Annotated in this window: 22 protein-coding genes; 9 read left to right on the top strand and 13 right to left on the bottom strand. The window is 71.8% G+C overall.

Annotation, left to right across the window (positions count from 1 at the left end):
* Nucleotides 1-2 precede the first annotated feature (2 nt).
* The gene (locus OV090_RS30025) at nucleotides 3-365 is read right to left on the bottom strand and encodes a hypothetical protein (RefSeq protein WP_096333403.1); all 363 of its coding nucleotides are present in this window, start codon (nucleotides 363-365) and stop codon (nucleotides 3-5) included.
* 76 nt (nucleotides 366-441) lie between these two features.
* Here OV090_RS30025 and OV090_RS30020 point away from each other — a divergent pair, with 76 nt between their 5' ends.
* A complete protein-coding gene (locus OV090_RS30020) occupies nucleotides 442-1,224 on the top strand; it encodes a dienelactone hydrolase family protein (RefSeq protein ID WP_267708072.1) in 783 nt (260 codons plus the stop codon).
* 81 nt (nucleotides 1,225-1,305) lie between these two features.
* Here OV090_RS30020 and OV090_RS30015 read toward each other — a convergent pair whose 3' ends face one another.
* The 9 genes from OV090_RS30015 to OV090_RS29975 all read right to left on the bottom strand — a co-directional run bounded on the left by OV090_RS30015 (nucleotide 1,306) and on the right by OV090_RS29975 (nucleotide 7,706).
* A complete protein-coding gene (locus tag OV090_RS30015) occupies nucleotides 1,306-1,887 on the bottom strand; it encodes a hypothetical protein (protein WP_267708071.1) in 582 nt (193 codons plus the stop codon).
* The gene (locus OV090_RS30010; RefSeq protein WP_267708070.1) at nucleotides 1,880-2,602 is read right to left on the bottom strand and encodes a molybdopterin-dependent oxidoreductase; all 723 of its coding nucleotides are present in this window, start codon (nucleotides 2,600-2,602) and stop codon (nucleotides 1,880-1,882) included. The genes OV090_RS30015 and OV090_RS30010 overlap by 8 nt, the downstream gene beginning before the upstream one ends.
* 43 nt (nucleotides 2,603-2,645) lie before the next feature.
* Nucleotides 2,646-3,050, bottom strand: coding sequence for a hypothetical protein (locus OV090_RS30005; RefSeq protein ID WP_267708069.1), 405 nt, complete (start codon nucleotides 3,048-3,050; stop codon nucleotides 2,646-2,648).
* The gene (locus OV090_RS30000) at nucleotides 3,047-3,229 is read right to left on the bottom strand and encodes a hypothetical protein (protein ID WP_267708068.1); all 183 of its coding nucleotides are present in this window, start codon (nucleotides 3,227-3,229) and stop codon (nucleotides 3,047-3,049) included. Before OV090_RS30000 ends, OV090_RS30005 begins: the two co-directional genes overlap by 4 nt.
* 97 nt (nucleotides 3,230-3,326) lie before the next feature.
* Nucleotides 3,327-4,058, bottom strand: coding sequence for a response regulator transcription factor (locus OV090_RS29995; protein ID WP_267708067.1), 732 nt, complete (start codon nucleotides 4,056-4,058; stop codon nucleotides 3,327-3,329).
* 279 nt (nucleotides 4,059-4,337) lie between these two features.
* Nucleotides 4,338-5,834 carry an AAA family ATPase gene (locus tag OV090_RS51040; protein ID WP_267708066.1) on the bottom strand — a complete coding sequence of 499 codons (1,497 nt, stop codon included), beginning with the start codon at nucleotides 5,832-5,834 and terminating at the stop codon, nucleotides 4,338-4,340.
* The gene (locus OV090_RS29985) at nucleotides 5,831-6,574 is read right to left on the bottom strand and encodes a hypothetical protein (RefSeq protein ID WP_267708065.1); all 744 of its coding nucleotides are present in this window, start codon (nucleotides 6,572-6,574) and stop codon (nucleotides 5,831-5,833) included. Before OV090_RS29985 ends, OV090_RS51040 begins: the two co-directional genes overlap by 4 nt.
* A 1-nt stretch (nucleotide 6,575) precedes the next feature.
* Nucleotides 6,576-7,052 (bottom strand): SsrA-binding protein SmpB, encoded by a 477-nt coding sequence (gene smpB / locus OV090_RS29980; RefSeq protein ID WP_267708064.1) that lies wholly within the window; start codon nucleotides 7,050-7,052, stop codon nucleotides 6,576-6,578.
* A gap of 15 nt (nucleotides 7,053-7,067) precedes the next feature.
* Complete coding sequence (locus OV090_RS29975) at nucleotides 7,068-7,706, bottom strand: phosphoribosyltransferase family protein (RefSeq protein ID WP_267708063.1); 639 nt, start codon at nucleotides 7,704-7,706, stop codon at nucleotides 7,068-7,070.
* 11 nt (nucleotides 7,707-7,717) lie between these two features.
* On the opposite strand from OV090_RS29975, the gene OV090_RS29970 reads away from it, so the two are divergent.
* The 8 genes from OV090_RS29970 to OV090_RS29935 all read left to right on the top strand — a co-directional run bounded on the left by OV090_RS29970 (nucleotide 7,718) and on the right by OV090_RS29935 (nucleotide 13,375).
* Nucleotides 7,718-7,930, top strand: a complete 213-nt coding sequence (locus OV090_RS29970; RefSeq protein WP_267708062.1) for a hypothetical protein — start codon at nucleotides 7,718-7,720, stop codon at nucleotides 7,928-7,930.
* A 118-nt stretch (nucleotides 7,931-8,048) separates the two neighbouring features.
* Nucleotides 8,049-8,513, top strand: coding sequence for a hypothetical protein (locus OV090_RS29965; RefSeq protein WP_267708061.1), 465 nt, complete (start codon nucleotides 8,049-8,051; stop codon nucleotides 8,511-8,513).
* A gap of 273 nt (nucleotides 8,514-8,786) precedes the next feature.
* Entirely contained in the window at nucleotides 8,787-9,902 is a 1,116-nt protein-coding gene (locus OV090_RS29960; RefSeq protein ID WP_267708060.1) for a GRAS family protein, read from the top strand.
* On the top strand, nucleotides 9,899-10,441 hold the full coding sequence (locus tag OV090_RS29955; RefSeq protein ID WP_267708059.1) for a hypothetical protein: 543 nt from the start codon (nucleotides 9,899-9,901) through the stop codon (nucleotides 10,439-10,441). The genes OV090_RS29960 and OV090_RS29955 overlap by 4 nt, the downstream gene beginning before the upstream one ends.
* A 1-nt stretch (nucleotide 10,442) precedes the next feature.
* On the top strand, nucleotides 10,443-11,369 hold the full coding sequence (locus OV090_RS29950) for a SpoIIE family protein phosphatase (RefSeq protein WP_267708058.1): 927 nt from the start codon (nucleotides 10,443-10,445) through the stop codon (nucleotides 11,367-11,369).
* A complete protein-coding gene (locus OV090_RS29945; RefSeq protein WP_267708057.1) occupies nucleotides 11,366-11,881 on the top strand; it encodes an ATP-binding protein in 516 nt (171 codons plus the stop codon). The genes OV090_RS29950 and OV090_RS29945 overlap by 4 nt, the downstream gene beginning before the upstream one ends.
* On the top strand, nucleotides 11,878-12,285 hold the full coding sequence (locus tag OV090_RS29940) for a hypothetical protein (RefSeq protein WP_267708056.1): 408 nt from the start codon (nucleotides 11,878-11,880) through the stop codon (nucleotides 12,283-12,285). The genes OV090_RS29945 and OV090_RS29940 overlap by 4 nt, the downstream gene beginning before the upstream one ends.
* Nucleotide 12,286: 1 nt before the next feature.
* The gene (locus OV090_RS29935) at nucleotides 12,287-13,375 is read left to right on the top strand and encodes an adenylate/guanylate cyclase domain-containing protein (protein WP_267708055.1); all 1,089 of its coding nucleotides are present in this window, start codon (nucleotides 12,287-12,289) and stop codon (nucleotides 13,373-13,375) included.
* A 53-nt stretch (nucleotides 13,376-13,428) separates the two neighbouring features.
* Here OV090_RS29935 and OV090_RS29930 read toward each other — a convergent pair whose 3' ends face one another.
* From OV090_RS29930 to OV090_RS29920, 3 genes are all read right to left on the bottom strand, one after another.
* Nucleotides 13,429-14,013, bottom strand: a complete 585-nt coding sequence (locus tag OV090_RS29930) for a YdcF family protein (protein ID WP_267708054.1) — start codon at nucleotides 14,011-14,013, stop codon at nucleotides 13,429-13,431.
* An 11-nt stretch (nucleotides 14,014-14,024) separates the two neighbouring features.
* Nucleotides 14,025-15,035 (bottom strand): hypothetical protein, encoded by a 1,011-nt coding sequence (locus OV090_RS29925; protein WP_267708053.1) that lies wholly within the window; start codon nucleotides 15,033-15,035, stop codon nucleotides 14,025-14,027.
* Between the two features lie 326 nt (nucleotides 15,036-15,361).
* A complete protein-coding gene (locus tag OV090_RS29920; RefSeq protein ID WP_267708052.1) occupies nucleotides 15,362-17,446 on the bottom strand; it encodes a hypothetical protein in 2,085 nt (694 codons plus the stop codon).
* Nucleotides 17,447-17,660 lie beyond the last annotated feature (214 nt).

The raw sequence follows: 17,660 nt of genomic DNA, 5'->3' as shown, positions 1-17,660 counted from the left end.
CGCTACTTGTGGTTGAGGCCGAAGTACGCGGCGAGGAGGCCGAGCAGCGGCGCGACGAACCACAGCACGCGACCGGCGCCGGGCTTGCGAGCCACCAACGCGGGGGCGGCCGCAAGGCAGATCCACGCGAGCAACTTGGGGTGAACCCAGCCAGGCATGGCGCCGCCGTACTTCACCCCGAGCATGCCGAAGCCGGCCGCGACGATGAGCAACGTTCCCACGCCGTGCGTGGCAGCGACCAGCCCACGCGCGGGGTTGGTCTCACGAGTGCCACCGGCGATGCCGTGGAACGCGAGGCCGCCGAGGCCCATAAAGAGGAGGACGATGCCGAAGATGTGGAGGACCAGGAAGAGCTCGTAGGACACGGCGGCGCCGAGCCTCGCACGCCTCTGCGCGATTTGACAAGCTCGCGCCGGCCCGAAGGCTGATACACTCGCGGCGATGTCGATCCAGGGCTACAGCGCATCGGAGTTCACCCACGAGGGCGTCACCAAGACGGTCTATCGGCGCGGGCGTGGCCCGGGGGTCGTCATCATCACCGAGGTCCCCGGCATCCACGAGGCGGTGGTCACGTTCGCCAACCTGGTGGCGGACGCGGGCTTCACCGTGGTCTTGCCCGACCTGTTCGGCGAGCCGATGAAGCCGGTGTCCGGCGGCTACCTCGCCAGCACGATGCTCAAGCTGTGCGTGAGCAAAGAGTTCAAGCTGCTCGCCGGCCAAGAGTCGAGCCCGATCACGAACTGGCTGCGGGGCCTGGCCCGCGCGCTGCACAAGGAGCTCGGCGGCAAGGGCGTCGGCGCGATCGGCATGTGCCTGACGGGGAACTTCGCGCTGTCGATGGCGGTCGAGCCGTCGCTGATGGCGCCGGTGATGTCGCAGCCGGCGCTGCCGCTGCCGGTCGGCAAGGCGCGCCGCGGTCAGCTGGCGATCGCGCCGGACGAGCTCGCCACGGTGAAGCGGCGGGTCAAGGACGAGGGCCTCAAGGTGCTCGGCCTGTGCTTCACCCACGACGGCAAGGTCCCGCGCGAGCGGTTCGAGACGCTGAAGCGCGAGCTCAAGGAGGGCTTCGAGGCGATCGAGATCGACTCCGGCCCGGGCAACGCCCACGGGATCAAGCCGTCGGCCCACAGCGTGCTGACCGTCGACCTCGTGCGCGAGACCGGCCACCCGACCGAGCAGGCGCTGCAGCGCACGCTGTCGTTCCTGCGCGAGCGGCTGCAGTAGACCGCGGAGGGGAATGAACAAGAGGGCATGTCCGTAAGGGCATGCCCTCTTGAACATGCCCGAAGGGGCATGTCCTTGGGGTCATGGCCCGCCGGACAGGGTCACGTACAGCACGGGGACGGCGATCCCGAGCAGCACGAGCACGCCGCCGCGGCCGACCAGGCCCTTGCGGCCGGGCAACATGAACAGGCCCGAGGCGGCGAGGAACAGCAGGAACACGGCGTAGCCGTCGGCGATGTAGGTCCAGGCCTTCTTGCCGCGGTTCAGGTGCAGCCAGTTGGCGACGCGCAGCAAGAGGCGCGGGCGCTGGCCGTCCTCGAGGACGACGCCGCTGTCGAGGTCGACGTGGAGGGTGCTGCCGTCGAGGAGGATCGACAGCTCGCGCGCGTCGCTGCGGTAGACCTCGGTCGGCGGGTCTTGGATGGAGAGCTCGGCGAGGACCTTGTCGGCGGCGGCGCGGTCGTCCTCGGGCAGCGGCACGGCGACCTGGTGGCGCGCCTCGTAGTTGTCGAAGTTCGGGTCCCAGTCGGCGATGTGATTGACCGCGAGGCCCGACAGCGCGTAGACGAAGGTGAGGCCGACGGCGACGTAGCCTATGTCGCGGTGGAGGGCGCGCAGCCAGGGCCGCCAGCGGACCGGGCGCCGGCGCTCGGGCTCAGGCATAGCGCTCTTCCTTCCACGGGTCGGCGTGGTTGTGATAGCCGCGGGTCTCCCAGTAGCCGGGCTCGTCGCGGGCGACGAACTTGATGCCGGTCAGCCACTTGGTGCTCTTCCAGAAGTAGAGGCCCGGCACCATGGCGCGCACCGGGCTGCCGTGCGGGCGCGCGAGCGGCTTGCCGGCGTGGCGGTGGGCGACCAGGACATCGGGCGCGAGCGCCTCGGCGAGCAGGACGTTGGCGGTGTAGCCGTGGGCGCCCTCGAACACGACGTGGCGCGCGGTCTTCTTGAGGCCTGCCTTTTCAGCCAGGTGACTGACGCGCACGCCCTTCCACGCCGCGCCGAGCAGCGACCAGCCGGTGACGCAGTGGACGTCGGCTTCGACCTCGGTCTGCGGCTCGGCGAGCAGGCCGTTCCAGTCGAGCTCGAACGGCTTCTCGACCTCGCCGTAGATCTTGATCTTGACGTCGGCGGGGCTCGGCGAGCCTGGCACGCCGCCCATCGGCCGCAGCGCCTCGAGCACGCGCTGGCCGGGCGGGAGGCGCGGGCGGCCGTCGGCGAGGGTCATGGCCTTGGCCTCGCGCGTGAGGCGGTCGTTCAGGACCCACAACATGCCGCCGCCCATGGCGGCGACGACGGTGCCGCTGGCGGCGCGGGCGAGGAAGTCGCGCCGGCTCATGGCGGCGGAGACGGCGGGAGGCAGCGGGCGAGAGGCGGACATCGTTCGACCTTCCGGCTCGGACAACGCGGGGCCCCGGCGAGTGTTACGTCGGGGGGCGGACCCGCAGCCGCAGAGTACCGTCGGCCGCCTGGGTGGTGTCGACGGCCAGGCCGGCGGCGCTCGCCGCGGCGCGCACGCGGGCGGTCGCCAGCGCCCGGGTGAGCGGGGCCACCAGGCGCTCGGCCAGGACTGCGCGATCGTGCTCGCCGCACACCAGGACGAAGGTGCTGCCGGCCGCGCGCAGGCCGAAATCGGCGACGGCCGTCAGCGTGCCGGCGGGCAGGCGCAGGTCGACCGGCTCGCCGGCGCACTCGAAGTTGCCCTCGAGCATGAGGCCGCCGGGGATCTCCGCGACCTCGGCGCGAAGCCCCAGCTCGCTCAGCGCGGCCTCCAAATCAGCCCGCGCGAGCTCGCGGGCGCCGAGGTCGAGGCGGACGTAGCGGCTCATGGCTTGCTGTCCTTCGGGGCATGGCACAAAGGACATGTCTCTTCGGCCTGGCGCACCAGCCAGCCGCAGCGCGCGCAGGCGGCCGCGGGGGTCGGCTCGGGCAGGTCGGCGACGGCGACAGGCTCGTCCAGCGCGGGCAGCTCGAGCTGCTGCTGGGCGAGGTTGCGCGCGCGGGACACGGCCAGAGGCTGACCCGAGCGGGCCGGCCTGGCAAATTCTCGCCGGATGAGCGCGCCGGGGGCCGTGCAGGAGCGCGCTCAGGGCGAGCAGGACGGCTCAGGTGCGGCCGGCCGCGGGCTGGCCGGCCAGGCCCTCGGTCGCCCACAGGACGGCGAGGCGGCGCAGCTGGTGCGCGCTGTGGGCCCCGAGCTTGAGCTTGAGGTTGGACTGATGGGTCTCGACGGTCTTGATCGAGATCTTGAGCGACTCGGCGATGTTGCGGGTGTCGTGCCCGCGGCCGAGCAGCTCGAACACCTCGAGCTCGCGGTCGCTGAGGTTCTCGATGCCGGTGCCGGCCCGCGGGCGCGAGACCATGGCGTTGAGCATCGTCTCGGCCAGCTGCTCGCTCACCGCCAGCTCGCCCTTCAGCGACTTGCGGATGGCGCCGACGATCCGCTCGGCCGGCACGTGCTTCATCAGGTAGCCGTGCGCGCCGGCCCGCAGCACCCGCTCGCCGAACAGCTGCTCGTCGTGCATCGACAGCACCAGCAGCTTGAGCTCGGGCCAGGCGGCGCGGATCTGCTTGATCAGATCGATGCCGCTGCCGGTCTTGAGCGAGAGGTCGACGACCGCGAGGTCGACGGGCTTCTCGCGCAGGATCGCCAGGGCGGCCTCGGCGTCCTCGGCCTCACCGACGATCTCCAGGTCGGCCTCGGCTCCGAGGAGCTGCGACAGGCCGAGGCGGAAGATCGGGTGATCGTCGACGAGGAGGACCCGCGCCGGCGACGAGGGCTGGTCCGCGGGTCCTGTTCCTTGAGACAGGGGAGTGATCGGCGGCTGCACGGTCATAATGAGCGCTCGTACAATATCCCATAGCCGTGATCGCAGTGTCACGCACCTGGAGTTCGCAGGATGGGTGGGACGTGAGCACGCAAATTCCCACAAGGCTCGCAGCAGGTTTGGCGGTGCGAGTCACGTTCGCTCGCGACATCGTGCTCACTTGAATTGTGTTCAACAGCACACCGTGCGAACCGCTGTTCGCCGGCCATCCTCGGGCGATTGGCGCGGTTGTGCAGACATTGCGCGACCGCGGGCCACGCACCGTATTGAAACTTTAAGACAGGTTCTTCAAGCCCTGCGGGCCGCAGCGCTCGCCCACGCACGCAGGGCCGTGATTTCGCCGGCACGACTGCGACTCAACGGGATGGTCGCGGTGAGCGCGCGAGCGAGGTCGCGGCGCGCGAGCGGTCGCGACTCGGCGAACGCGTCGAGGCGAGCTTCCACGATCGCGCCCTCGATCTCGGCGCCCGAGAGTCCGTCGGCCGCGCGTACGAGGTCGACGAGGTCGGGCAACGGATCAGCGAGGACCGGGGCGGCGCCCATGTGCGAGCGGGGCGCATGCTCGAGATGGATCTCCGCGATGGCAGCGCGTTCGTCCGCGTCGGGCAGGTCGACGAAGAAGATCTCGTCGAGACGGCCCCGACGTGTCAGCTCGGGCGGCAGGCGCGTGACCTGATTGGCGGTGGCGACCACGAACACCGGACGTCGGCGCTCCTGCAGCCACGTCAGCAGCCCGCCCAGCACTCGCGCCGCGGTGCCGCCGTCGCTCGCCGGGCCCTCGCTGCCGGCCAGGCCCTTGTCGAGCTCGTCGATCCACAGCGCGACCGGAGCGATGCGCTCGACCGTCGCGGTGACGCGGCGCAGGTTGGCCTCGCTCTCGCCGAGCGTGCCGCCGTAGAGCCGGCCCGGCTCCAGCCGCAGGAGGCCGAGGCCGAGCGCGTGGGCGCAGACGCGGGCGGCCAGGCTCTTGCCGCAGCCCTGCACGCCGACGAGCAGGACGCCGCGGGGGTCGGGGATCGCCGCGGCGCGGGCCTCGGGGCGGAGGGCGAGCGCGCGGCGGGCCAGCCACTGCTTGAGCTGCGCGAGGCCGCCGAGCATGTCTGAAGAGACAGGTTCGACGCGCTCGAGCAGGCCGCCGCGGCGCAGCAGCTCGGCCTTGCCGGCGCCCAGCTCGGCGAGCGCGGCGTCGTCGGCGGGGACGTGGGCGGCGCGGCGCAGCAGTCGACGGGCCTGGTGCTCGGACAGGCCGAGAGCGGCGTGGGCGAGCTGCGGCGCGCGACGGTCGAGCGCGGCGGCGGGGCCGGGGCGGCCGGCGATCCGCAGCTCGTCGACGAGGTCGGCCGCGAGGCCGGTGAGCTCGTCGGTGTCGGGCAGCTCGAGCTCCAGCAGCTCGAGCTCGGGGATGGCGACGAGCGCAGGCGCGAGGTCGCCGACGACGACGACCGCGGGACCGACGCTGCGCTGCGCGAGCTCGCGGAGGGCCCGCAGGGCGACGGGCTCGAGCGGGGGCGGATCGAGCAGCACCCACAGACCGGGATCGGGGTCGCGCAGGAGGCCGCGCAGGAGGTCGAGCAGCGGCTCGGGCGCGCCGAGGCCGTCGCGCCCGCCGGCGGCGCTCCAGGTGTGGACGGGCCAGTCGAGCCGCTCGCCTGTGTCCTCGCACAGCCGCAGCGCCCGCGCCTCGTCGACCGCGCGCAGGCCGAGGCCGCGGGCGCCGGCCTGCAGCGCCTCGCGCAGGCGGGTGCGCGCGCGCGCGAACGGAGTGTCTTTCGGGTCATGTCTCACGGGGCATGTCCCTCAGACCATGTCAGCCACGCGACCAGCAGGTGGCCCTGAGCGGCGACCGACACCGGGCCGTCGTCAGGGAAGCAGAAGCCGTTCAGCCACAGGCGGGCGCCGCGGAGGCGCGCGAGGCGGCCGTGGAGCAGCGCGAGGTCGGCGGCGCAGGCGCGGGCGAGCTCGGCGCGCGGGCGCGGCGGGATCGTGTCTGGCCAAAAGGACAGGCGGTAGGCGGGCTTGCCGTCGACGCGGAGGACGTCGAGCCGGAGGGCGCCGCTCGGATCGGCGGCGACCAGCTGGGCGCGCCGCAGCAGGTCCGGGAACGGCCGCGCTCGCGAGCCGCGGAAGTCGAGGGCGAAGAACACCGGCGCCGCGGCGGAGCCGGGCAGGGCGCGGGTGAGGCCGCGGGCGAGGGCCCGGGCGGCCGCCTCGAGCGCGCCGGGGACCTGCGGCAGGGTGAGCAGGCCGGCCACCGCGGCGGGGCTGCCTGCGGCCGCGAGGGCGGCCACGACGGCCCGCAGGCGGCCCGGGGCGCGCGGCGCCAGGGCCACCAGGCGGGCGACGGCGGGCTCGTCGAACTCGCCGCGGGCGAGCAGGTCGTCGAGCTCGCGCAGGGCGTCGTCGGCGTCGCCGGTGGCGGGCGGAGTGGGGACCAACCAGAGGTGCGGGCCGGCCTGGTCGCGGGCGCGGTCGAGGGCCGCGAGGGTGTCCGATGGGACAGGTCCGTCCGAGCGCCGGCCGCTCACGTCACCGCTCCCGCATGGCCCTGTCGATCTCGCGCTTCTGCTCGCGCTCCTTGATCGAGGCCCGCTTGTCGTAGGTCTTCTTGCCGCGGCACAGCGCCATCTCGAGCTTGATCCGGCCGTTGCGGGCCAGCAGCGCGAGCGGGATCAGCGTGAGCCCGGCCTGGTCGACCGCCTCGGTCAGGTGGTCGAGCTCCTTGCGGTGCAGCAGCAGCTTGCGCGGGCGCAGCGGCAGGTGGTTGCGGTCGTGCGCCTGCGTGTACTCGCCGATGTGCGATTGATAGAGGAAGAGCTGGTCGCCCTGGAACTGGCAGTACGACTCGCCCAGGCTGGCGCGGCCGTCGCGGATCGACTTGACCTCGCTGCCCATGAGCGCGAGGCCGGCCTCGTAGCGCTCGAGGACCTCGTACTCGAAGGTGGCTCGGCGGTTCTGGACGAAGATGTGGCCGTCCTTCGTCGCGGTCTTGTCGGTCTTCTTCACGGCGGGGGTGGAAAGCTACAAAGCGGACCGCAGGAGGGCAAGCCCGGCGGCGCGGGCGGCCCCTGCGGCCCGTATGGCGGCGAGGCAGGCGGTCAGGGTGGCGCCGGTGGTGGTCACGTCGTCGACCACGAGGACGCGCCGGCCGACGAGCGACCGCCCGGCCCGCACGACGATCGCGCCCGCCAGGTTGTCGCGGCGCGCCGGACCGTCGAGCTCGCTCTGCGGCGGCGTGGCGCGCGTGCGCTGCAGGAGCCGCGGGTCGAGGCGGGCGCCGGTCGGGTGCTCGCGGGCGGCCCAGCGAGCCAGCAAGGCGGCCTGGTTGAAGCCGCGGGCGAGGGCGCGGCGCCAGTGCAGGGGCACCGGCGCGACGAGATCCCAGCCCTCGCGCCACACCGACGCGTGGGCGAGGAGCCGGCCCAGCGGCCCGGCGAGCTCGAGCTCGCCGACGAATTTGAGCCGCCGGACGGCCGCGGCGAGCGGGCCGTCATAAAGGAAGCAGGCCTCCACGTCGCCGACGCGCCGCGCGGCCGGGTCGAGCAGCGCGAGCTCGGGAGCGCAGCGACTGCACAGGGGCGGCATGCCCCCGGTGGGCGGGGCCCGGAGGAGGTGACGACAGGCGATGCACACCGGCGGTGCGAGGAAGTCGAGGAGCACACGGAGAGGTCGTGCGAACCGCCGTCGTTGTTGCACGCGCAAGAGATCGCGCTGGAGATCGCGTCGAATTCGCAGCGCAAGAGGCGTGTGAAGATCATTTCGCCGTGCGATGCAAGCAGGCGGTCATGCGCACGATCGGCGCCGACGCCGAGAAATTCGCCGGATCTGCGGCGATGCTCGCGATCCACGGCGGAGGAAGACGCACACATCGTCGCTGGGCGTGATCTGGCGTGCAAATCGCGGCAGTGGGCGGCACGCTAATTCCAAGGAGGCCGCGTCATGCTCGCACACGATCTCGGATCTCTCAGCGTCGGAACGGTCTTGACGACTTCTACCTTCACGGTGAAGCCGGCCGATCTGACTGCGCATGTGGAGTCCAGCTTCTTGGGACAGGTAGTGGGTTGCGGAGAGGAGATGCTGTCGACCGGGAGCGTGTCCGGCGGCGGCGCGCCGGAGCCGTGGGGTCGAGTTTGTCCGCTGCCGGTCGCATTCGGTCGGGCGCTGTCGGCCCTGGCCCACAGCGAGCCGTTCCGCGACGTCGCGCTCACGCTGCGCAGCATCAGCCGCGTGCGGCGCTTCGGTGAGGTGCTGGTGGGGGAGCCGCTGACTGCGATCGCGACGGTGCGCTTCCGCAGCGGCAGAGTACCGAATGCGACGCACGTGACGCTCGCCGTAGAAGTTCACCGCGAGAGCCAACGCGGCCGCGTCGGCGCGACCGCGCTGAGCTTCGAGGTCGGGCTCGAGCTGCGATCGCTGGCGAGCGCCGCTGCAGAGGTGCAGATGGCTGGCGGCGCCGCCGCCGCGTGAGGCCTGCTTTCGTGCCACTTTGGCCCGGTTCGCCGCGCCGCGTCATGGTTTTCGGACCATGTCTCAAGATGCAGTCCGTCGCACGCCGTCGCGGTCCTCTGCCGCACGCGACCTGCGCAGTGGCCCGCGGTCCGGTAGCGCCGCTGGGTGGTCTTTGAGACAGAGGCCGACGGGGCCTGCGCCAGGCTACGCGGCGCGTTTCCGCGCGAGGGCCGAGATAATCTTCTCGGCCACGATCGGGTGCGCATCAGCTTGCCAAGGCGGATCCCCTGTGTGACCTTCAGTCTGCGGCGCATGCTCTACGAGGACCGCTACAAGCTGATTTTGGCCGCGTGCCAGGACATTCGCCGGCATCGCGAGCAGGTCGCCAAGACGGTGATAGCGAGCCAGCTCCTCGACGCCCTCGACGTCGATGTCCCGAGCGACGCGCTGTTGTCCCACATCGTCGCCGAGTCGCTGTTGCGACGGATCGACCGCAACCTGCTGTCGGGGCGGAACTTGTACCTGCAAGCCGAGAAGCGGCCGCAGATCGACCTGTTCACGCTGCTGCAGCGGGCGATCCCGGCGGTGCCGCAGGGCTACGCGCTGGCCAACCAGTACCTCGTTCACGCGATGCGGCAGTCGAGCACGCCGGCGCTGCTCGAGATCGGGATCGGCAAGGGCCTGCAGATCGTCGCGCTGCTGCGGGCGCTCGCGCGCGATCCCGGCAAGATCGAGCGCCTCCGCGTGATCGCGCTGGAGCCGAACCGCACCGCCCTGAACGAGGGCGTGGCCGCGATCGACGAGGTCCGCGCCGAGCTGCCGTTCGACATCGAGATCTATCCGCTGGTCAAGCTGATCGAGGTCTGCGAGGATGCCGACTACGCGCACTTCGAGGCGCTCGCCGAGGGGAGCTTGTCGATCAACGCGGCCTACACGCTGCACCACACCACGGGCCCCGACAGCGACGCGCGCACCCGCCTGCTGCGGCGGCTGCGGGCCCTGAGGCCGCGGGTGTTCACGCTGGTGGAGCCGAGCTCGGACCACGACACCGAGCACCTGACCCGGCGCATGCATCACTGTTGGCAGCACTTCGCGACGGTGTTCGATCTGGTCGACCGCAGCGACGCGTCCCCGGACGAGAAGTTCGCCATCAAGGAGGGCTTCTTCGGCCGCGAGGTCCGCGACATCCTCGGCACCAGCGACGCCTTCCGCACCGAGCGTCACGAGACGCTCGAGTCGTGGCTGCTCCGGCTGAAGAAGTCGGGCTTCGTGCCGTACCCGGCGATCGACCTCGACGTCGATCTGCCCGAGTACTGCCGCTCCTCGGTCAGCTCCGGGCTCGTGCGGCTGTCCTACCGCGGGGTGCCGATCATCGCGGTGTTCGCGTTCTCGGGGGAGGCGGGATGAGCGGCGAGAGCGAGCCGAGCGAGCCGGTGGTCCACGGGGCGCTCATGGGCGGCTTCGCCCAGGCGTGCGTCAACCTCAACATCGTCGCCGGTCGACGAGCCACCGCGCTGCTGGCCGACATCGACATGGGGCGGTGGTTCCCGCTGTCGAAGTGGATGGAGATCGAGCGGATGGTCGGCGAGTCGTACGCCAACGTGGAGCCGATCCGGCTCAAGCTCGGCATCGAGATGATGCGGCTGTGGTACCACGGCGGGCCCGGCAAGGCGCTCATCCACCGCGGCGCCGACTTCCTGCACTTTCAGACCGGCAGCCACGGCATCGCCAGCGTCATCCGTGGCCCGCGCGAGGTGGTCGGCTCGTTCGACCTCGCCGAGTTCGACTCGGACCGCGGCCACGCCGTGATCCGCTCGTCCACGCCGTTCGACAAGACGATCGAGCGCGGCGTGCTGATCGGCGGGGTGATGGCGCCCGGCGACCTCTACTACGTCGACGTGACGAACGACGGCGACCCCAACCGGCTCGTGGTGGAGTTCCACTGAGATGACGCTCGACGAGATCCTCGAGGGGCGAGACCCCGACCGCCTGTCCGAGCTGTCGCGCGAGGACATGCGCAGGCTGTTCTGGATGTACAAGGGCCTGCTCAAGCGGGTCGAGCGCGACACCGCCTACTGGCAGGCGACCAACGACAACCTGCGCACCGCGTACGAGCGGCTCGACGAGCAGGAGCGCGAGCTGGCCCGCGCCTACCAGACCATCCGCCAGGACCTCGAGATCGCCCAGCAGGTCCAGCACGCGCTGCTGCCGAAGGACCACCCGGAGATGCTCGCGCGCTTCGAGTTCTCGGTCTACCACAAGCAGATGACCGAGGTCGGCGGCGACTACTACGACTTCTACCGCCTGCGCGACGGCAGCCACGCGATCGGCGTGTTCGACATCTCCGGCCACGGGGTGTCGGCGGCGCTGATCATGGCCTACCTCAAGGCCCAGCTGGTCCAGACGATGGAGCAGGTGTCGCGCCCGCGCGACATCGTCGAGTACCTCAACAACGCGACCGTCGGGTTCCTCCGCGAGGTCCGCCGCTACGCCACCGTCAACTTCGTCGCGTTCGGCGAGCGCACGTTCCGCTACGTGTGCGGCGGCGGCTACGGGGTGCTGGTCCGCGGCGGAGAGGTCCACACGTTCAACAAGGGCGACCCGTTCATCGGCCTGCGCCGCCGCGCGTACAGCGAGTACGAGCTGCCCTTCGAGACAGGTGACGTGCTGGCGCTGTACACGGACGGCATGGTCGAGGCGCAGGACAGCGCGGGCGCCGACTACAGCACCCGCCGGCTGCACGAGCTCGTGCGCACCAACTCGGAGCTGCCGGCCAATCAGATCCTTCAGCGGTGCCTCGACGACTACGGGCAGTTCCGTCGCGTCGACGCCGACGACATCACCCTCATCGTGCTGCGGAGGCGGGCGGCGTGAGCGAGCACGAGTTCGACGATGAACCGATCACGACCAGCGTCGGCCTGACGCTGACGGTCGCGCCGATGGGCGACGCGCGTGGCAACCTGGCGACGACCGTCGGCGAGTCGCTGCTGGCGATGCTGACGGTGTTCTACCCGCAGGCGCTGTGCAAGAAGGCCAACGTGGTCATCACCGAGCTGGTCCAGAACGTGATCGACAACGTCAGCGATCCGGGCAGCCAGATGCGCGTCGACCTGCGCATCGACGGCGACGCGCTGCAGGTCCAGGTCACCAACAAGGCGACCTTCGAGCAGTACCAGGACGTCAAGGACCGCGTCGAGCGGCTGACGACCGCGACGGATCCCAAGCGCCTGTTCGCCGACACGCTCCGCGCCCGCCGCATGCAGCGGCTGCGCGGCGGGCTCGGCCTCATCCGCCTGGTGTCCGAGAACCGCTTCCGCTTGTCCGCGACGTACTCGGGCGAGAACTTGACGATGCAGGCGGTGTTTCCTTTGCGAGGTGCGCAATGAACGTCCTCACCTACGGCGAGATCATGGACGGCGGCGTCAGTGTGTTCCACTGCGTCGCCCGCGAGGACGAGGGGAACTTCTCCCTCACGTTCTCGGGCGTGGTCCGCATCGACAACCCCTATCGCTATCTGTCGGCCCTGCTGCAGGACCTGCGCGAGATCTTGCCGAAGCGCGAGATCCAGCGCAGCGTGCTCGACTTCACCGAGCTCGAGTTCTGCAACTCCAACGGCTTCTACGTGATCATGGACATCGTCGAGCTGGTGTACCTGCTGCTGCCCGGGCCGGTGCTGGTCCGCCGCCTGCAGGAGGACGACTGGCAGCAGGAGACGCTGCCGATCCTGCTCAACCTCGACGAGGAAACCATCGCCGCCCGGACGACCTTCGAGGACGTGCGAGAGTTCTGACATGGTGGCCATCCTCGAGCTGGTGGAGTCGATCGCGCTGCGCGTCGATGCCGACGGCAAGGTGACCCCGGTGTCGCCGGCGGCGGCCCGCTGGCTGGCCGCCCGCCCCGGCGCGCCCAGCCTCGGCGCGCTGTTCGGCGCCGCGTCGCCGGCGTTCCTGCGCAGCCTGGCCGAGAGCAGCGGCAAGGCGGTGCCCGAGAACCCCTGGCCCGAAGGACCTGTCGCATGGGACCTGTCCTTGGAGCCATCCGACGGGGTGCTGGCGGTGGGCGTCGCGATCCGCTCGCCGCGGGCGCTGGCGTCGCAGCTGGCGACCGCGACCCTGCTCGACAAGAGCCTGGCGCTGGCGGTGTTGCCGCGTGAGTCGGCGGCGCCGCTCGGCGAGCGGCTCCAGCCCAAGGCGTACCGCGAGTCGACGGTGATGTTCATCGACGCGGTCCAGTTCTCGCGCCTGGCCGCCCGCGTCGACCCGGTCACCTGCCTCAAGCAGCTCGACTTCTTCTTCTCGGCCTTCGACCAGATCACGACGGCGTTCGGCGTCGAGAAGCTGCGCACCGCCGGCGACACGTACGTGGCGGTCTCGGGCATCCCCCACCGCCGCCTGTCGCACGCCGTCGACGCGACGTTCGCCGCGCTGCGCTGCGCCCAGGTGGTGGCGTCGGGGCTGACGCCGATCGTCGACGAGTGGGACTGGAGCTTCCGCATCGGCCTCCACTCGGGGCCCTGCATCTCCGGCGTGCTCGGCTCGAAGAAGCCGGTCTACGACCTGTGGGGCGACACCGTCAGCGTCGCCAGCCACGTCGAGCGCGTCGGACAGCCCGACTCGGTGTGCGTGTCCGGGGCGGTCCGTCAGCTCATCGAGCCGTTCTTCTCGCTCGAGTTCCTGCAGACGACGGTGACCCGCAGCGTCGGCGAGATCGAGGTGTTCGCGGTCCGCGGCCTGCTGCCCGAGCTGCAGGCCGACGACCAGGCGATGGTCGCCAACGCCGAGTTCACGGCCCGCTACGAGTCGCGCTTCGCGTCGCCGTGCCCGACCGCCGCCCAGGAGGCGCTCGGGGTCGAGCTCGGCCAGGGCCTCGACGAGTTCTGAGTCACCCTCGGGCTGTTCGAGAGGGCATGTTCATACGGACATGTCCTCTCCGTTTATTCGAGGCGGTAGTCCTTGAACAGGTAGGCGTAGAAGCCGATGACCTCGCGCAGCAACGACCACGGCTCGCGCAGCTCGAGCTCGAGGTCGGCGTGCGCGCCGGTGGCCTCGACGCCGAAGCGGCGCAGCGCCAGCTTGGTGCGGGTGACGTGGTAGTACTGGCTGACGGCGATGGCGGAGCGCTCGCCGCGGGCGCGCAGGTCGGCGGCGACGAAGCGGGCGGTGGCGTGGGTGTTGATGCCGCCGCGGTCGACGGCGATCCGCTCGGCCGGGACGCCGCGGGCGACCAGGTAGTCGCGCATGACGTCGGCCTCGTGCGGGCTGCCGGGATCCTGGCCGCCGCTGACGATGAGGCGCGGGACGAGGCCTGCGGCGTACAGGGCGGCGGCGCGATCGAGCCGCAGCTGGAGGCGGCGCGCGGGCTCGCCGGCGGGGCTGACGTGGTTGCCGAGGACGACCGCGACGTCGGCGGGGCGGCCCTCGTCAGTGCAGCCGTCGACGGCGATGACGAGCAGATGGACGAGGCCCCAGACGCACAGGACGGCGAGGAGGCGGAGGATGTACTTTCGCACCTGGCGCATGGGACCTGTCCTCAAGGACCTGTGATTTCGCCGTCCGGCGGGCGCACGGGGAGGCAGGTGAGCCGGGCGGACTCGGGGTCGTAGCGGAAGGTGTCGTGGAGGGCCAGGAGGCGGCGCGCGTAGCCGTGCAGGCGCTCGGGTCGCATCGACCGCCAGGCGACGCCGGCGGCGCCGGTGGTGTCGAACACGCGCACGCGGCCGAGGCGATCGCGGGCGGGGTCGACGATCATCATGTGATGGTACATGCGCTCGCCGCCGCGGGCGCGGGCCCGGTGCGAGACGCTGCAGAGGTTGAGCGCGTCGGGGACGAGGGCGGCGATCAAGGCGTCGGGGCCGAGCTCGGCGAGGCGCAGCTCGAGCAGCTCGAGGCCGTGGGGGAGGTCATCGGCGGGCAGGCGCGCCGCTATCTGCAGGAGGGCGGCGCGGCCGGCGTGGGCGCCGTCCTGGCACGACTCGAAGCCGGCGGGCGGATCGCAGGGCACGAGGTCCGCGAGCTCGAGTCGCGGCAACCACAGCAGGCGGACGCCCTCGAGGAAGCCGCCGAGGCAGCCGAGGTCGTATGTCCCAGGGGACAGCCGCACGGGGCTGCCGGCGTCGGTGCGGCAGAAGCCGGCGGGATCGCCGAGGCGGATGTGGCCGAGGCGCTCCCAGGCGTCGATCTCGGCCCAGCGATCGGGCTCGAAGGCGAGCTCCATGCCGCGGAAGATCGCGGCGGGGTCGCGCGCGCGCAGGCCGGCGGCGAGCACCTGCGGGACACGGGGGTAGTGCGCGAGCGAGGGCCAGCGCGCCAGGAGGTCGAGGTCGCGGGCGTCGACCGGCTCGAGGTGGACGGTGAGGCGAGGCGAGGACCCGCGCGCGGGGTCGAGGTCGCGGGGGCCGAGCGGATCGAGGTGGACGAGTGGGCGCGGGGCGGGGCGCGAGGTCGGTGCGGGCGCGTCCTCCTCGGGCGCAGCAGCGGGCGCCGGCTCCCCGCAGGCGAGAGCGGCCGCCAGGCCAGCCGTGAGCACCCGCGGGTCGCGCACGGGAGGCATCTAACCGCGGCCGGCGGCCTTCGTCGAGGTGCCGGCGGGACGGGTGGCCGGGAGCGCCGGGTTGCTCGGAGCCGCGCGAGCCAGTGAGCCCCGAAGCGACGCAGGCGATCGCGCGGTCCGAGGCGAGGGTCTCGGTGGAGCTGCCGGCGATGGCGACCTGAAGTCGCATCGCGGAAGTCCGACGAGCGCGCTCGCTGGGCGGGTCCACGAGCTGTCGCCCTCGCGGCCCGGTGCCCACGAGGACAGGTTTAAAAGGACATGCTCGGTGGAGCATGTCCTCTTAAAAATGTCGGAGAGGACATGGCCGGATGGCCAGGTCAGTGCGAGGCGGCGATCACCGTGAGCGTGCGGCGCAGGACCAGATTTGTCCAGGTGTCGGTCAGCGGCAGGGCGGGGATCGTGACGCTGCCGTCGGGGCCGGCGACCACCTCGCCGTGGACCTGGCCGAAGGACCAGGCGACGCGCTCGCCGGGGTGACAGCGGAAGGCCTGGGCGCGGCGCGGGGTCACGTCGACGAACGCGGGCAGCTCTGCCATCACGCGGTCGCCCTCGCTCGGGTAGCCGGGGGCCGGCGGGTCGGCGCCGTCGCCTGCGTGGACGCGCAGGGCGAATTGCAGGCGATCGACGGTGTCGACCACCGAGGCGCCGTCCCAGCGGAGGAACCGGCCGAGCGCGCCGGCGATGGCGCCGTCCCAGCCGGTGTCGCCGGCGATGGCGACCTCGCCGGCGAAGCCCGCGTTGGCGCTCCAGTCCTGCTTGCCGTTGCCGACGCCGACGCCGGGGTCGTCGTCGAGCGAGGAGTACGAGAAGGCGGGGAACGCCCGGTCGCGGCGCAGCGTGGCTTCGTCGCCGCTGATCGGCGCCCACGAGCCGGCCCACCAGCTGTCCCCGAGGACAGGATCGGCGACGCCGTGGCCGCCCTCGTCCCAGATGGCGAAGTGACCGACGCCGCGGCTCTGCAGCGCCTGATAGAAGCTCTCGCCGGTGCGCGGGCTCGGCAGGACGGTGGCGCCGAAGTGGATGGTCGGGTCGTCCTTGCCGTGCTTGAGGAACAGGAACTGGTCGCGGGCCTCGACTGACTCGGCGAGGGCGCGCGTCAGATCCATGTGATCCCAGGCCGACAGGCCGCCGCCGCCGTCGAGGTCGAGCTCCGGCGCGCCCCACCAGCCGGACAGCTGGGTGATCCGCGACGGCCGGTGATTGCGCGCGATCGCCTGGCCGAGGCGCGCGTCGATGTAGGCGAAGTGACGCCCGCGCAGGAGGCCGAGCAGCATCGCCCCGGCGCCGCCCATCGAGCTGCCGTAGACGTAGACGCGCTGCGGGTCGGCCTCGGGGTGGTGGCGCAGGACGTACTCGACGAGGTGGAGCACGCGGCGCATGGTGTAGTCGGGCGCGGCGCCGCCGGCCGCGGGATCGACGTCGGGCAGCGAATCGGCGTAGCCCCACCAGTAGGTGTTGTCGGGGTCGTGCGGGGAGATCCGGATCTCGTTGGCCGAGCCGGTGCCGCCGGGGTTGGCGGTGGCGAAGCCGTGCAGGCCGATCCGCACCGGCACGCCCTCGAGCGGGACCTCGAGCGGGACCATGACCTTGGCGACGAACTCGCGGCCGGCGTAGCCCGGGCTGTCGAGGTACTCATCTGTCTTTTGGGACAGGATGTAACGGACATATCCGCTGGCGTCGAGGAACTCGGTGTCGACGACCTCGGGCCACGGCGGCTGGATGGTGTCGCGGACGACGACGTCGAAGGTGGCCTCGACGCGCGACTCGTGGTCGTGGGCGAGCACCGTGACGGTCCAGCGATCGCCGCCCTGGGTGAAGTCGGGGGTGAAGCGGAAGGTGCGGGTCGGCTCGTCCCAGGTGGCGCCCGGCGGCAGGCCGAGCACGTGGACGCGCAGGGCCGCGGGATCGGCGACGTCGACGACGTCGACGACGAGGCCGACCTCGGTGTCCTCGTCGACCCCGACCTCGGCGGGGACGAGGATCCGCGGGGCCGAGCGTTCGACGGCGAGGGTCAGCGGGCGCGACTCCTCGTCGTCGCGGCGGACCAGCACCTCGTAATCGCCGCGCTTGCGCGGGCCGCTGTGAGCGTGCAACTCGCCGCCCGAGACGAAGGTGGTCGGCAGCTCCTGGCCGGCGACGACGACGACGCTGGAGCGCGTGAAGCCGGCGCCGGTGACGTGGAGGTCGAAGGCGACGCCGCCCGGCGCAGGGTCGGGCGAGAGCGCGTCGAGCTCGAGAGGCGAGAGCTGAGGGCCGCCCAGCGGGCCCTGGCTGACGGGCGGGCGCGTCGGGGGCGTCTGGTCGTCAGGGATGGCGCCCGAGGGGCCGCTGTAACAGCCGGCGAGGGCGAGCCACGTGACCGTGAGGCACGCGCGCGAGACCAGGCCAGAGCAGGACAACATACGCTGATCTTTCCCACGACGTTCGCCGATGCGCCAGCGCCGACCGACGAAATTTCTGTGACGTGGTCGCAAGACCGACGAGCGGACGGCCCGCGATCCGGCGCACAAGGTAGGTCCGCGGCGCGACCTTCCTGGGGCGAGGCGTCGCCGCGGTCACGCCTCCGGTGCCCCGCTCGAACCCCTAGGGCTTCCGCCGGATGTCGATTGCGACATG

This window comes from Nannocystis sp. RBIL2, from assembly GCF_026626745.1.
GTDB lineage: Bacteria > Myxococcota_A > Polyangia > Nannocystales > Nannocystaceae > Nannocystis.
This window is presented reverse-complemented; position numbering and strand designations above follow the sequence as displayed.